The sequence below is a fragment of the Ramlibacter sp. JJN2-2R genome, assembly GCF_057747835.1.
The window spans coordinates 3,227,475-3,240,335 of the sequence record NZ_CM173226.1; the positions used below are offsets into that span (position 1 = coordinate 3,227,475).

Here is a 12,861-nt window from a genome sequence, read left to right on the forward strand (position 1 = left end):
TCCTCTACTCGGACGATGGGGAATGACAGCGTTCTGACAGCAATGTCGCTCGCCATTCTAGAAATCGCCACACTAAGGTACTCAGGGGTTTTCCCTTGCGGAGAACCCCTGACTTACATCGCCATGGATCGCGCGGCGCGTGCCGCGCGCAACGTCAGCCCACGACCTTCAGGCTGGGCGCGATGCGCGGCACGAGATCGGCGAAGCGCTCGCGCACGGAGCGCTCGATGCCCGCCGCATCCAGTCCCTGCAGCGACAGGAGCTTGGCCGGATCGCCGTGCTCGATGAAAACGTCGGGCAGGCCCAGGTGCAGCATCGGCTTGACGATGCCGGCGGCGGCCAGTGCCTCGGCCACGGCGCTGCCCGCGCCACCGGCGATGCAGCCCTCCTCCACCGTCACCAGCGCCTCGTGCGTGGCCGCCAGTTCCAGCAGCAGCGCCGTGTCCAGCGGCTTGGCCCACCGCATGTTGGCCACCGTCGCATCGAGCCGGCCGGCGGCCTGCAGCGCGGGGTAGAGCAAGGTGCCGAAGGCCAGGATCGCGACGCCTTGCGGCGTGCCGTCGGACACGCCGCGCGAGCGGCGCACCTCGCCGCGCCCGAACGGCAGCGCGTGCAGGCCCGGCTCGATCGCCGCGCCGACACCGGCGCCGCGCGGATAGCGCACGGCGACCGGATGCTCCTGCTCGAAGGCGCTGGTGAGCAGGCGCCGGCACTCGTTCTCGTCGGCCGGGCACGCGATGCTCATGTTCGGGATGCAGCGCAGGTACGCGATGTCGTACGCGCCGGCATGCGTGGCGCCGTCGGCGCCGACCAGGCCGGCCCGGTCGAGCGCGAACACCACGGGCAGGTTCTGGATCGCGACGTCGTGCACCAGCTGGTCGTAGCCGCGCTGCAGGAAGGTGGAGTAGATCGCCACCACGGGCTTGAGGCCCTCGCACGCGAGGCCGGCCGCGAACGTGACGGCGTGCTGCTCGGCGATGCCCACGTCGAAGTAGCGCTCGGGGAACCGGCGCTCGAATTCGACCAGGCCCGAGCCCTCGCGCATCGCCGGCGTGATGCCCACCAGGCGCGTGTCCTGCGCCGCCATGTCGCACAGCCACTGGCCGAACACCTGCGTGAAGGTCGTCTTGGCCGGCGTCGCCGGCGTCGTCAGACCCACCTTCGGATCGAACTTGCCCGGCCCGTGGTAGGCCACCGGGTCGGCCTCGGCCAGCTTGTAGCCCTGGCCCTTCTTCGTCACCACGTGCAGGAACTGCGGGCCCGGCAGGTGGCGGATGTTCTCCAGCGTCGGCACCAGCGACTCGAGGTCGTGGCCGTCGATCGGGCCGATGTAGTTGAAGCCGAACTTCTCGAACAGCGTGGCCGGCACCACCATGCCCTTGGCATGTTCCTCGAAACGCTTGGCCAGCTCGAACAGCGGCGGCGCGACCTTCAGCACGTTCTTGCCCACGCTCTTGGCGGCGGCATAGAACTGGCCGCTCATGAGCTGCGCGAGGTAGCGGTTCAGCGCGCCCACCGGCGGGCTGATGGACATGTCGTTGTCGTTCAGGATCACCAGCAGGTCGCAGTCGGCCACGCCGGCGTTGTTCAGCGCCTCGAACGCCATGCCGGCGGTCATCGCGCCGTCGCCGATGATCGCCACCGCCTTGCGGTCCTCGCCCTTGCGCTTGGCGGCCAGCGCCATGCCCAGCGCCGCCGAGATGCTGGTGGACGAGTGCGCGGTGCCGAACGTGTCGTACTCGCTCTCGTCGCGGCGCGGGAACCCCGACAGGCCGCCCAGCTGGCGCAGCGTCGGCATGCGGTCGCGCCGCCCGGTCAGGATCTTGTGCGGATAGGTCTGGTGGCCCACGTCCCACACCAGCCGGTCGTAGGGCGTGTTGAAGACGTAGTGCAGCGCGATCGTCAGTTCCACCGTGCCCAGGTTGGAGCTGAGGTGGCCGCCCGTGCGCGACACGCTGTCGAGCACGAAGGCGCGCAACTCCGCCGCGAGCTGCGTGAGCTGCTCGCGCGGCAGCCGGCGCATGTCGGCGGGGGATTGAATGGTCTCGAGCAATGCCATGGATGCGCCTGTCAGTTGTTCCGGTCCACCACCGTGATGGCCAGCGCGCGCAAGGCGCGGGTGTCGGGAAGGCCGGAAGCGTCCAGCGCCTCCAGCGCCTGGCCCAGCAGGTCGCTGGCGTACGCACGCGAGCGCTCCAGCCCCATCACGGACACATAGGTCGGCTTGTCCTGCTCGGCGTCCTTGCCCGCGGTCTTGCCGAGGGTGGCCGAGTCCGCGGTGACGTCCAGGATGTCGTCGACCACCTGGAACGCCAGGCCCAGCGCCGCGCCGTAGCGCGACAGGGCCTCCTGGGCACGCGCCGTCGTCTCGCCGCAAGCCGCCCCCATCAGGACGCTGCCCTGCAGCAGCGCGCCGGTCTTGAGGCGGTGCATGTGCCGCAGCTGGTCCTCGTCGAGCGCCACGCCGATGCTCGCCAGGTCGATCGCCTGGCCGCCGGCCATGCCCTCGTGGCCCGCGGCGCGCGCGAGCAGGCGCACCAGCCGCGCCTGCACGGCAGGCGGCACGCCCTCGTCCTCGGGCGCGAGCAGCTCGAACGCGAGCGCCTGCAGCGCATCGCCGGCGAGCAGCGCGCGCGCCTGCCCGAACTGCACGTGCACCGTGGGCTTGCCCCGGCGCAGCACGTCGTTGTCCATGCACGGCATGTCGTCGTGCACCAGCGAGTAGGCGTGGATCAATTCGACGGCGCACGCCGCGCGCAGCGCCGCCCGGGTGTTGCCGCCCACGGCGTCGGCGGCCGCCAGCACCAGCAGCGGACGCAGCCGCTTGCCGCCATCGAGCACCGCGTAGCGCATCGCCTCGCCCAGGCCGGCCGGCGCCTCGGCGACCACCCACTGCGACAGGGCCGCCTCGACGCGCGCGAGCCGCTGGGCGATCCAGGACTTCAGGTCGAACCCCGCGGTCACTGCGGCATCCACGGCTTGAGCGTGCCCTCGTCGAGCAACTTGATCTGGTTCTCCACGGCTTCGAGCTTGCCCCGGCAGAAGGCCAGCAGCTCGGCCCCGCGCTTGTAGCCCGAAAGCAGCTGCTCCAGGGGCAGCTGGCCCGACTCGATCACCTGCACCAGCTGTTCGAGCTCTTCGAGGGCCGCCTCGTAACTGGCGGGTGGCTGGGACGGGTCTTGGGACATCTTGGACGCGCGCAAAGCAGCAATTCTAGGACGGCCCGCTTGCCTGCACCCCGGGGGGTACAATCCCCGTCCCTTGCCGCGCCCCAGTCTCCGGATCAAGCGCTTTCCTGCCCCTTCATAGGGGGAGTCTCTAGGTCAGGTGAAATGTCTGATTTAAGTCTTCAGCTCCAGCAGGCCAAAAGCCAACTTCCCGTTACCAGCTACTTCGACCAGGCGCTCTTCCAGCGCGAGATGGACACGATCTTCCAGCGTGGGCCCCGCTACGTGGGGCACCAGCTGGCCGTTCCGGACATCGGCGATTACCACGCCCTGCCCCAGGAGGGCGAGGGCCGCGCCCTGCTGCGCACGCCGCGCGGCGTCGAACTCATCTCCAACGTGTGCCGGCACCGGCAGGCGGTGATCCTGCGCGGCCGCGGCTCGGTCAATGCCGCGGGGGGCTCGGGCGGCAACATCGTCTGCCCGCTGCACCGCTGGACCTACAGCGGCGGCGACGGCAGCAAGGCCGGCACGCTGCTGGGCGCGCCGCACTTCGCGCAGGACCCGTGCCTGAACCTCAACAACTACCGGCTGCGCGAGTGGAACGGCCTGCTGTTCGAGGACAACGGCCGCGACATCGCGGCCGACCTGGCCGGCATGCGCGTCGCGCGCGACCTGGACTTCGGCGGCATGGTGCTCGATCGCATCGAGATGCACGAGTGCAACTACAACTGGAAGACGTTCATCGAGGTCTACCTCGAGGACTACCACGTCGGCCCGTTCCACCCGGGCCTGGGCAACTTCGTCACGTGCGACGACCTGCGCTGGGAGTTCCGCGACAGCTACTCGGTGCAGACCGTGGGCGTGGCCAACCGCCTGGGCAAGGCCGGCAGCCCCGTGTACGAGCGCTGGCACAAGGAACTGCTGGACTACCGCCGCGGCGAGCCGCCCAAGTACGGCGCGATCTGGCTGACCTACTACCCCCACATCATGGTGGAGTGGTATCCGCACGTGCTCACGGTGTCCACGCTGCACCCGATCTCGCCGCAGAAGACGCTGAACATGGTGTCCTTCTTCTATCCGGAGGAGATCGCCGCGTTCGAGCGCGGCTTCGTCGAAGCCCAGCAGGCCGCCTACATGGAGACCTGCGTCGAGGACGACGAGATCGCCCTGCGCATGGATGCCGGCCGCAAGGCGCTGATGGACCGCGGCGACAACGAGGTCGGCCCCTACCAGAGCCCGATGGAAGACGGCATGCAGCACTTCCACGAGTGGTACCGGGTGCAGCTGGGCGCCTCGCGTTTCGCGGCCTGATGCCGGCGTTCCCAGGCGGCCGCCACGCCGGCACCGTGGTGCCGCTGGACCGCCCGAACGTCGACACCGACGCCATCTTCCCCAAGCAGTACGGCCGCTCGACCGCGCGCAGCGGCTACGGCCCGGTGCTGTTCGACAACTGGCGCTACCTGGACCCGGGCGACCTGGATTCGGACCACGCCCGGCGCCGGCCCGACCCGGACTTCGTCCTCAACCGCCCCGACCTGCGCGGCGCCACGGTGCTGCTGGCGCGCGCCAACTTCGGCTGCGGCTCCAGCCGCGAGCACGCGGTCTGGGCGTTGCGCGACCACGGGTTCCGCGCCGTGCTGGCGCCCAGCTTCGGCGACATCTTCCGGCAGAACTGTCCGCTCAACGGCGTGGCCGCGCTCGTGCTGCCGGCGCCGGCGATCGACCGCCTGTTCGCGCTGGCCGCCACCGGCGCGCTGCAGGTCACGCTCGACCTGGACGCGCGGCTGGTGCGGTGCGCCGGCGAAGCGTGGCCCTTTCCCCTCAGCGCGCGCGAGGCCCTGCTGCTGACGCAGGACATCGACTGGATCGGGGCGACCCTGGCCCAGCGCGAGCGCATCGCTGCATTCGAGCAGGCCCGCCTCGCCCGGCAGCCCTGGCTCGCCAAGGACTATCCCGAATGACCCGTTTTCCGGACCGGCGCTGATGCAGGCGCTGTGGATGCTCCTCGCGGCGTTCTCGTTCGCCACCATGGCGGTGTGCGTGAAGATCGCCTCGGCCTGGTTCAACAGCGCCGAGCTGGTGTTCTGGCGCGGCGTGCTCGGCATGCTGGTCATGTGGGCGCTCGCGCGCGGCCAGGGCGTGTCGCTGGCGACCCGCTACCTAGGCATGCACGCGTGGCGCAGCCTGGTGGGCGTGCTCTCGCTGGGCGCCTGGTTCTACGCCATCGCCGGCCTGCCGCTGGCGACCGCGATGACGCTCAACTACATGAGCAGCGTGTGGATCGCCGCCTTCCTGGTGGGCGGGGCCTACCTCGCCTGGAACCCGCGCGAGGGCGCGCTGCGCCAGGGGCCGCTCGCGCTCGCCGTGCTGGCCGGCTTTGCCGGGGTGCTGCTGATGCTGCGGCCCACGATCGACCAGAACCAGGTGTTCGCCGGCGTGGTGGGCCTGCTCTCGGGCCTCACCGCCGCCTTCGCGTACATGCAGGTCATGGCGCTGGGCCGCATCGGCGAGCCCGAATCGCGCACGGTCTTCTACTTCGCGGCCGGCTCGACGGTCGCGGGCGGCCTGGGCATGCTGGTGATGGGCGTGTCGCCGTGGAACTGGACGCATGCGCTGTGGCTGCTGCCGGTCGGCCTGCTCGCCTCGCTCGGCCAGTGGTGCATGACGCGCGCCTACAGCCACGGCGCCACACTGGTGGTCGCCAGTTTGCAATACTCCGGCATCGTGTTCGGTGCGCTGTACAGCGTGGTGCTGTTCGGCGATGCCATCCCGCCCATGGGATGGCTGGGCATGGCGCTCATCGTCGGCAGCGGCATCGCCGCCACCGCCCTGCGCGCCCGCGCGGCGCCGAACGCTCCCGCGGAGGAACATTGATGCCCTACACCACCCTCATCAGCGTCGACGAGCTGCGCGCGCTGCGCCGCAGCGGCGCGCGGCACATGGTGTTCGACTGCAGCTTCGACCTGGCCAACACCGCGGCCGGCCTCGAGCAGTACCACCAGGCGCACATCCCCGGCGCCGTGTACGCGCACCTGGACACCGCCCTGTCCGACCAGGGCGTCGTCCAGGCCGACGGCACCCGGCATCCGCACGCCGACGCGGCGTCCGGCGGCCGCCACCCGCTGCCCAACCGCGAGAAGTTCGCCGCCTGGCTGTGCGCGGTCGGTTTCGCCAACGACATGCAGGCGGTGGTCTACGACCGCCAGGGCAGCGTGTACTGCGGCCGCCTGTGGTGGATGCTCAAGTGGGCCGGCCACGACGCGGTCGCCGTGCTCGATGGCGGCTGGCCCGCCTGGGCCGCGGCCGGCGGCGAATCGGCCAGCGGGGAGGAAGTCGCGCACTTCCAGTCCAACTTCGAGCTCGGCCCGCCGCTGCGGCGCCTGGTCACGACACGCGAGGTGATGGACGGCCTCGGCCGGTCGGGCCAGACCCTGGTCGATGCGCGCGCGGCGCCGCGCTACCGCGGCGAGGTCGAACCGCTCGATCCCGTGGCGGGCCACATTCCCGGCGCGCTGAATCGCCCCTTCAGCGACAACCTGGGCCCGGACGGGCGCTACAAGGCGCCCGCGCAACTGCGCGCCGAGTTCGACGCGCTGCTGGGCGGCCGTGATCCTTCCGGGGTGGTCTGCTACTGCGGCAGCGGCGTCAGCACGGTGCCGAACGTGCTCGCGATGGAACTGGCCGGGCATGCGCCGGCGGGGCTCTACGCGGGAAGCTGGAGCGAGTGGTGCAGCGACCCCTCGCGGCCGGTGGAGCGCGGCTGAGACGCCGGCGCTGCCTGGCGGCCGGCTCGCAGCGGCTGCACCGCGCTTGAACGACGCCCGAACCGGGTGGCCGGCCCGGGCGTCGGGGGCTCACTTGGTCGTGGTGCCCGTGGTGCTGGACGAGCTGGAAGCGCCCATGCCGCTGCTGGAGCCGGGAGCGGTCGAGCCGGCGGTGCTGCCGCTGGAGCTCGGCTCGGTGCTCGTGCTGCCGGACCCGCTGGCGCCCATGGAGCCGGTGCTGCCGGGGCCCGAGCTGCCGGTGGTGGTGCCGGAGCGGGTCGTGGACGATCCGGTGGTGGTGTCGGTGCCGGCGGGGCGGTTGCAGGCCGTGAGGGACAGCGCGGCCGCGGCGACGAGGGCCAGGGTGGCGGCGCGCGAGAGGGACGTTGCGTTCATCTGGGGACTCCTTGGTTCAGACTGTCATGGAGGGACGTAGAAACGGCAGCCCGCGCTGCCTGCGGTTCACTCTAGGGAGCGCACACGGCCCGGCTGTCGTCTGCCACTGTCGAACTCTGTAGGACAAGCGCAGGCACAGCCCGGCTGCACCGCTGCTCAGGCGAGCGAGACCAGCAGTTCCTCGCGCAGGGCCTCCGGCACGGCCTGCAACTCTCGCTTGCGCACGCGCAGCAGCTCGGCCATGCGGCCCAGGTCGACGCCGCTGCGCCGCACCTTGGGGAACATTTCCTCGCGTTCCTCGCGCACGTGGTGGTCGATGTACTCGCCCAGCACGGTGACCTTGGCGTCGTACAGTTCCTCGTGCGGGTCCATCGACAGGATCTGCACGATCAGGTCGCGGGCCAAGGCGTGTTCCACCTCGGCCTCGTCCATCAGGTCGTCGTCGCGGATCGCCTCGCGCACGGCCGGATAGACGAGCTCCTCCTCCAGCTTGGCGTGGATGGTGAGCTCCATGCAGATCTGCTCGGCCAGGGCCTTGCGGCGCGCCTCGGGCGCGTCGTTGGCCGCCAGCCCGCGGTAGGCACGGAACAACTCGTGCACGGCGCGGTGGTCCGCGTCGAGCAGGTCGAGCGCGTCGCCGGTGGTCTCGCTCATGTTCAGTCCTCCGTCTGCCACGTCAGGCGCCGCGGCTAGCGCCCGGTGCCCGGCTCGTTGCCGCTCTTGCCGGGTTCGACCGCCGGTTCGGCGGCGGTGCCGCGGCCCGCGGGTTGTCCGCTCTCGGCCGTGCCCGTGTCCTCCGGCTGCATGTCCGTGTTGGGCGTGCGCTGCTCGCGCTGCGCCGTCCGCCTGGCGTCCGGGCGGTCCTCGTTCGGCTTGGATGTCATGGCTGGGGCTCCTCTGTGCTCCCCTGCACTCTAGGCAGGGCGGCAGGCAACAGGCTGTCAGCTTGCCTCTGCCGCCGCTGTAGGACGGCGGGTGGCCTCATCGCCGCCCCTTGCGGCGCTCGTAGGCGGTCATGAGCGGCGTGACCGAGATGCCGTGCACGACGACGGAGACGACCAGGACCGACAGTGTCAGTGCGACGAACCGGTCGGCGAGGTCGCCGGGCAGCCCGTGGTTGACGGCGTACATCAGGTAGTACAGCGACCCGATGCCGCGGATGCCGAACCAGCCGATCAGCCAGCGGCGGGTGCGCACGGCGGCCGAGCCGGCCAGGCCCACCGCCACCGAGAGCGGGCGGATCACCACCAGCAGCAGCGCGACGAACGTCCAGGACGCCAGCTCCCAGGGCACGGCCCACAGCAGGGCGCCGATGGTGACGACCACCGCCACCTCGCCGATCCGCTCGAGCTGCTGGTTGAAGCCGAGCACGGCGTGGGCCATGAACGCCGGCGCGTGCTCGCGGTCCACCGCCATCGAGTCGGCCACCCGGCGGTCCGGTGCCGCAGCCGCCCGCTCGGCGGCATGCTGGCTGCCCTTGACCGAGCGGGACTCCTTCTGCACCAGGTTGCGCAGCGCGACGCCGGCGGCGAACACGGCGAGGAAGCCGAACGCGTGCAGCAGGAGCGCTGCGCCATAGGCCAGCGCGATCAGCCCGAGCGCCAGGAAGTCGTCGAGCCCCACCGCCTCCTTGTGCTCGCGGCGCAGGTACAGCACCAGCCTGCCGACGGCAAGGCCGAGCCCGGCACCGACGGCCAGTCCCGCGCCGACGGACCACACCAGGTCGATGGCGAACCAGCGCCAGGCGAAAGGGCCGAGATCGTGCGCGCCGAGCAGGCCCAGGCCGAGCAGCACGAACGGGAAGGCCGTGCCGTCGTTCAGGCCGCCCTCGCCGGTGAGCGCGAAGCGCAGCTGGTCCCGATCGCCCGGCTCGTGCACCTGCACGTCCGACGCCAGCACCGGGTCGGTCGGCGCCAGCACGCCCCCCAGCAGCACCGCAGCGCCGAGCGGCAGGCCGAGCAGGCCCCACCCGACCAAAGTGATGCAGCCGACGGTCACGACCATCGAGGTCGTCGCCAGCCGCAGCGGCAGCAGCCAGCGCCGGTCGCCCCAGCCGTGGCTGAGCTTCAGCCCCGCCGTGAACAGCGACACCAGCACCACCACCTCGGTCAGGCGTTCGAGGAGGTGGGTGTGCGTGAGCGGGCCGAAGCCGGTCCATCCCAATCCGATCGGGCTCACGCCGACGCCCACCGCCACGTACAGCATGGCCGTGGACAGCGGCAGGCGCTCGAGCACCGAGCTGCCGAGCGCCATCAGGATGAGGAGCAGGCCGATCAGCAGCGACCAGAGCGCGAAATCCATCCGCCCATGCTGCTCGGCCTGGGCAGCGGCAGCTGTGCGCCGGCAGGCCGACGTGCCGTCGGCCAACAGCCGGGCTGCGGCGCGTCAGTCCGCGCGGTCGTCCTTCTTCGCGTCGGGATCGCTCGGGCCGATGCGGTCGGACAGGCCCGGGCCGGGCGACTTGCCGATCGCGCCCGAATCGCCACCGCGCGCGGCCCAGGTCCCGCCGCTGCGGGAGGTGTTGCCGCGCGGATGCTCCTCGGTCTCGTCGTCGAAGTTCACCGAGCCGCCGCCCATCGGCTTGTCGTCGGCGGCGCCGTGGTCACGCTCGTTCACGCCACTGGGCGCGACGAGGTCGGGCTGGTTGTCGCTGGTGAGGCCGATCTTGCCCGGGCCGTCGCCGCGCTCCGCGCCGGCACCCCGGGGCGCTCCGCCGGCGGCCTTGCCGCGCGCGTTCGGCTGGCCAGCGGCGGCATCGCGCCCGACGTCGGGCGTGGGGACGGCGTCCTTGGGCGGCACGCCGTCGGGGGAACGTTTCTGGTCGGGCATGGCAATCTCCTTGCGATGCCCCATCGTGGCCCGCTCAGGCCACCGCAGCTGTAGGTGCCTCGCCGCTCGCCGCGTAGGAAGCCTCGACCGCGGCCAGGCCGGCCAGGTCGATCAGTGCCGACGCGAGGCCCTGGCGGAACGACGGGAACTGGTGCACGTCGCTGTGGCCCGCGCCCTCGACGCGCAGCAGCTGGCATGTCGGCAGCACCTGGCGGATCGCTTCGCTGTGGTGAAAGCCGATCAGCTCGTCCTTGTCGCCGTGCACCAGCAGCACCTGCCCCTTCACCTTGGGCGCATGGTCCACGGTGGACAGCGGGTAGCGCAGCACCTTGCTCGGCACCCACGGATAGTGTTCGTCCGCGAGCGCGCGCATGCTGCTGTACGGCGAGACCAGGATCGTCAGGTCCGGCGTGCACCCCGCGTCCGACAGTTCGGCCGACAGGCCCGACGCCAGGCCGGTGCCCAGCGACTGCCCCGAGATGACGATGCGGCGGCCCGCGTACTGCGTGGCGACGGCGTTCCACACCGCGCGCACGTCGGCGCGCAGCTGCTCCTCGCTGCCGATGCGGCCGGTGCTCTTGCCGTAGCCCCGGTAGTCCATCATCACCACGTCGAAATTGAGTTCGCGGAAGGCGTCGAGGCCGACGAACCACTTGCGCAGGTTGCCCGAGTTGCCGTGCAGGTAGAACACCACGCCGCGCGGCTGCGGCAGCTTCAGCTGGGCGACCGACAGGCGGGCGCCCGGCACCTCGACGAAGAATTCGCGCACGTCCGGGTCGGTGGAGATCGGCTCGTCCACGCCCAGCAACTCGGGCTCGAACAGCAGCCGTTCCTGCCGGAACCACAACCAGGCGATGGCGGCGCCGTAAAGCGCGGCGCCCACCGCGGGCAGCGCGATCAGCGTGGGCAGCAGCTTGCTCATGGCGCCCCCTCCGAAACCCGGTTCGTGCCGCTCGCCTGCGCGGCCCTCGTCTCGACTGCCATGGCTTCTCCCTTCGCCGTGCCGGCTCCATGCCGGCATGCCATGGTGCGGCGAAGACGGGCGAGGCCCTGTCGGTGCCGGTGACCGGATGAAGTAGGAAGCAGCCGCGCTGGCGTGTCGAGCGCGCGGCCGGTGCGCGTCAGGCGCGCGTGTACAGCGCCTGCAGGCGGCGGCGCTCGGCCTCGCCGACACCGAGCGCGCGGTCCAGGAAGCGGTCCAGGCCGCCCCAGTCCTCGTCGACCGCGTCGAAGGCGGCCTGCAGGAAGGCCGGCTGCACGCCCCACAAGACGCGCGCCACGTGCGGATCGAGCCCCTTCCACACGAAGGTGGGCGGCTTGAGCCGCTCGTTCGTGAGCAGGTAGTCGTGCATCACCTCGTCGCGCGTGGCGCCGAGGGCGTGCAGCAACAGGGCCGCGGCGAAGCCGGTGCGGTCCTTGCCGGCGGTGCAGTGGAAGACGGTGGGCTCGTCGGACGCGAGCAGGAACTGGAAGAACTCCGCGAAGCGCTGCGCGCTGCCGCGCACGAAGCCACGGTAGGTGTCCTGCATGTGGTGCACGACGTCCGGCTCGCCGAGGCGATGGCCGGCCTGCGTGAGTTCGGCCAGCACCTGCACGATGGTGGGCTCGATGGCCAGCGAGTGCACTTGCACGCCGGGCACGGCGCAGGCGGCGGCGGTGCGCTCGTGCACGCCGCGGAAGTCGAGCACGCGCCGGATCCCCAGTGCCTGGATCTGCCGCGCGTCGTTCGCGTCGAGGGCGCCCAGGTGGTCGGAGCGGAACAGCACGTGCGAGCGGACCGGCCGGCTGCGCACGGTGGCGGCGAGATCGCGGAAGTTCGACGGGTTGGTGATCGAAAGCGGTCCGGGCATCGGGTGCATTGTCGCCGGGACGCACGGCCCAGCAGAAATGCCGGGGCGATGGGCGCGCCGGAGGTGCGTCGGCCCGGGGCCCGGTGGCCCCCGCCGCTCCGGCGTGCGCCGTCAGCGCCCGGCTTCCAGCGGCGGGAAATCCGGCAGCGGCCGGCGCGCGATCGCCGCGGCCTCGTCCGCCGCGACGCCCAGGGCGCGCAGGACCAGCGTGGCGCTGGCGACGTCGTGGCGCGCCGGCGCCAGGCCGAGGGCGACGCGGCGCATGGCCGAGGCGCACACGCCGTTGATGACATCGAGCGCCGCCTCCTCGCTGGGCACCTTGAAGCGCTTTTGCCGCACGCCCAGCCGCAGGTCGTGCAGCGGGTACGCCTGCAGTTCCGCCGGCAGGTCCGGCACGGACGCCACCACGTCCAGCAGCAGCAGCGCCCAGCCCGGATGCTCGGCGGCCAGCCAGACGTAGCGCCGCTGCCCGATCGCCATCCGATGGGCCGCGTCGGCGATGTCCTGGGCGCTGTCGTTGATCGCCCGGCACAGGCTGTCGGCCAGCACCACGGCCAGGCGCGCCACCAGCTCCTCCTTGGTGCGGAAGTGGTTGTAGACGGTGCCGGTGGTCACGCCGGCGACGTCGGCGATCTCCTGGATCGTCGCGCCCGCCACGCCGCGCCCGGCGCAGACGGTGACGGCCGCCTTGACCAGCTGGGCCTGCGTGCGCTCCCGCTTGCCGCCCGACCCCAGCGACGCGGCGAAACGCGCGGCCAGCGCAGGCGGCAGGAGCGACATTGACGGCGCGGCGAACTTGGTTGTAGGATCCATTTTTGAATACGTCGTTCATTTTTGAACGACACGCCGATTCTA

Annotated in this window: 15 protein-coding genes; 4 read left to right on the forward strand and 11 right to left on the reverse strand. The window is 71.5% G+C overall.

Annotation, left to right across the window (positions count from 1 at the left end; translation table 11 throughout):
• Positions 1–154: 154 nt before the first annotated feature.
• Genes dxs through AC3ANR_RS15595 form a run of 3 tightly spaced genes read right to left on the reverse strand, consistent with a single transcriptional unit; the run spans position 155 to position 3,188 of the window.
• On the reverse strand, positions 155–2,059 hold the full coding sequence (dxs, locus tag AC3ANR_RS15585; protein ID WP_488289017.1) for a 1-deoxy-D-xylulose-5-phosphate synthase: 1,905 nt from the start codon (positions 2,057–2,059) through the stop codon (positions 155–157).
• 11 nt (positions 2,060–2,070) lie between these two features.
• Positions 2,071–2,976 (reverse strand): polyprenyl synthetase family protein, encoded by a 906-nt coding sequence (locus AC3ANR_RS15590; protein WP_488289018.1) that lies wholly within the window; start codon positions 2,974–2,976, stop codon positions 2,071–2,073.
• A complete protein-coding gene (locus tag AC3ANR_RS15595) occupies positions 2,961–3,188 on the reverse strand; it encodes an exodeoxyribonuclease VII small subunit (RefSeq protein WP_488291828.1) in 228 nt (75 codons plus the stop codon). Before AC3ANR_RS15595 ends, AC3ANR_RS15590 begins: the two co-directional genes overlap by 16 nt.
• A gap of 144 nt (positions 3,189–3,332) precedes the next feature.
• Here AC3ANR_RS15595 and AC3ANR_RS15600 point away from each other — a divergent pair, with 144 nt between their 5' ends.
• From AC3ANR_RS15600 to AC3ANR_RS15615, 4 genes are read left to right on the forward strand one after another with little or no spacing between them, the layout of a single operon-like run.
• On the forward strand, positions 3,333–4,478 hold the full coding sequence (locus AC3ANR_RS15600; RefSeq protein ID WP_488289019.1) for an aromatic ring-hydroxylating oxygenase subunit alpha: 1,146 nt from the start codon (positions 3,333–3,335) through the stop codon (positions 4,476–4,478).
• Positions 4,478–5,128 carry a 3-isopropylmalate dehydratase small subunit gene (gene leuD / locus AC3ANR_RS15605; protein ID WP_488289020.1) on the forward strand — a complete coding sequence of 217 codons (651 nt, stop codon included), beginning with the start codon at positions 4,478–4,480 and terminating at the stop codon, positions 5,126–5,128. Before AC3ANR_RS15600 ends, leuD begins: the two co-directional genes overlap by 1 nt.
• Positions 5,129–5,150: 22 nt before the next feature.
• On the forward strand, positions 5,151–6,041 hold the full coding sequence (locus AC3ANR_RS15610; RefSeq protein WP_488289021.1) for a DMT family transporter: 891 nt from the start codon (positions 5,151–5,153) through the stop codon (positions 6,039–6,041).
• Positions 6,041–6,931: a sulfurtransferase gene (locus AC3ANR_RS15615; RefSeq protein ID WP_488289022.1), complete on the forward strand. Its 891-nt coding sequence runs from the start codon at positions 6,041–6,043 to the stop codon at positions 6,929–6,931. The genes AC3ANR_RS15610 and AC3ANR_RS15615 overlap by 1 nt, the downstream gene beginning before the upstream one ends.
• Before the next feature lie 90 nt (positions 6,932–7,021).
• Here AC3ANR_RS15615 and AC3ANR_RS15620 read toward each other — a convergent pair whose 3' ends face one another.
• The 8 genes from AC3ANR_RS15620 to AC3ANR_RS15655 form a co-directional block, all read right to left on the reverse strand.
• A complete protein-coding gene (locus AC3ANR_RS15620; protein ID WP_488289023.1) occupies positions 7,022–7,327 on the reverse strand; it encodes a hypothetical protein in 306 nt (101 codons plus the stop codon).
• 156 nt (positions 7,328–7,483) lie between these two features.
• Positions 7,484–7,981, reverse strand: a complete 498-nt coding sequence (locus AC3ANR_RS15625) for a hemerythrin domain-containing protein (protein WP_488289024.1) — start codon at positions 7,979–7,981, stop codon at positions 7,484–7,486.
• Positions 7,982–8,016: 35 nt separating this feature from the next.
• Positions 8,017–8,211, reverse strand: a complete 195-nt coding sequence (locus tag AC3ANR_RS15630) for a hypothetical protein (protein WP_488289025.1) — start codon at positions 8,209–8,211, stop codon at positions 8,017–8,019.
• 97 nt (positions 8,212–8,308) lie between these two features.
• Entirely contained in the window at positions 8,309–9,628 is a 1,320-nt protein-coding gene (locus tag AC3ANR_RS15635; protein ID WP_488289026.1) for a cation:proton antiporter, read from the reverse strand.
• A gap of 84 nt (positions 9,629–9,712) precedes the next feature.
• On the reverse strand, positions 9,713–10,156 hold the full coding sequence (locus AC3ANR_RS15640; RefSeq protein WP_488289027.1) for a hypothetical protein: 444 nt from the start codon (positions 10,154–10,156) through the stop codon (positions 9,713–9,715).
• 34 nt (positions 10,157–10,190) lie between these two features.
• A complete protein-coding gene (locus tag AC3ANR_RS15645; RefSeq protein WP_488289028.1) occupies positions 10,191–11,078 on the reverse strand; it encodes an alpha/beta hydrolase in 888 nt (295 codons plus the stop codon).
• 199 nt (positions 11,079–11,277) lie between these two features.
• A complete protein-coding gene (locus tag AC3ANR_RS15650; protein WP_488289029.1) occupies positions 11,278–12,006 on the reverse strand; it encodes a tyrosine-protein phosphatase in 729 nt (242 codons plus the stop codon).
• Positions 12,007–12,117: 111 nt separating this feature from the next.
• Positions 12,118–12,819, reverse strand: a complete 702-nt coding sequence (locus AC3ANR_RS15655; RefSeq protein WP_488289030.1) for a TetR/AcrR family transcriptional regulator — start codon at positions 12,817–12,819, stop codon at positions 12,118–12,120.
• Positions 12,820–12,861: the final 42 nt, after the last annotated feature.

Coding starts and splice junctions, on each gene's coding strand:
- dxs (WP_488289017.1), bottom strand. CDS start 2,059: ATGGCATTGCTCGAGACCATTCAATCCCCCGCCGACATGCGCCGGCTG.
- AC3ANR_RS15595 (WP_488291828.1), bottom strand. CDS start 3,188: ATGTCCCAAGACCCGTCCCAGCCACCCGCCAGTTACGAGGCGGCCCTC.
- AC3ANR_RS15600 (WP_488289019.1), top strand. CDS start 3,333: ATGTCTGATTTAAGTCTTCAGCTCCAGCAGGCCAAAAGCCAACTTCCC.
- leuD (WP_488289020.1), top strand. CDS start 4,478: ATGCCGGCGTTCCCAGGCGGCCGCCACGCCGGCACCGTGGTGCCGCTG.
- AC3ANR_RS15610 (WP_488289021.1), top strand. CDS start 5,151: ATGCAGGCGCTGTGGATGCTCCTCGCGGCGTTCTCGTTCGCCACCATG.
- AC3ANR_RS15615 (WP_488289022.1), top strand. CDS start 6,041: ATGCCCTACACCACCCTCATCAGCGTCGACGAGCTGCGCGCGCTGCGC.
- AC3ANR_RS15620 (WP_488289023.1), bottom strand. CDS start 7,327: ATGAACGCAACGTCCCTCTCGCGCGCCGCCACCCTGGCCCTCGTCGCC.
- AC3ANR_RS15625 (WP_488289024.1), bottom strand. CDS start 7,981: ATGAGCGAGACCACCGGCGACGCGCTCGACCTGCTCGACGCGGACCAC.
- AC3ANR_RS15630 (WP_488289025.1), bottom strand. CDS start 8,211: ATGACATCCAAGCCGAACGAGGACCGCCCGGACGCCAGGCGGACGGCG.
- AC3ANR_RS15635 (WP_488289026.1), bottom strand. CDS start 9,628: ATGGATTTCGCGCTCTGGTCGCTGCTGATCGGCCTGCTCCTCATCCTG.
- AC3ANR_RS15640 (WP_488289027.1), bottom strand. CDS start 10,156: ATGCCCGACCAGAAACGTTCCCCCGACGGCGTGCCGCCCAAGGACGCC.
- AC3ANR_RS15645 (WP_488289028.1), bottom strand. CDS start 11,078: ATGAGCAAGCTGCTGCCCACGCTGATCGCGCTGCCCGCGGTGGGCGCC.
- AC3ANR_RS15650 (WP_488289029.1), bottom strand. CDS start 12,006: ATGCCCGGACCGCTTTCGATCACCAACCCGTCGAACTTCCGCGATCTC.
- AC3ANR_RS15655 (WP_488289030.1), bottom strand. CDS start 12,819: ATGGATCCTACAACCAAGTTCGCCGCGCCGTCAATGTCGCTCCTGCCG.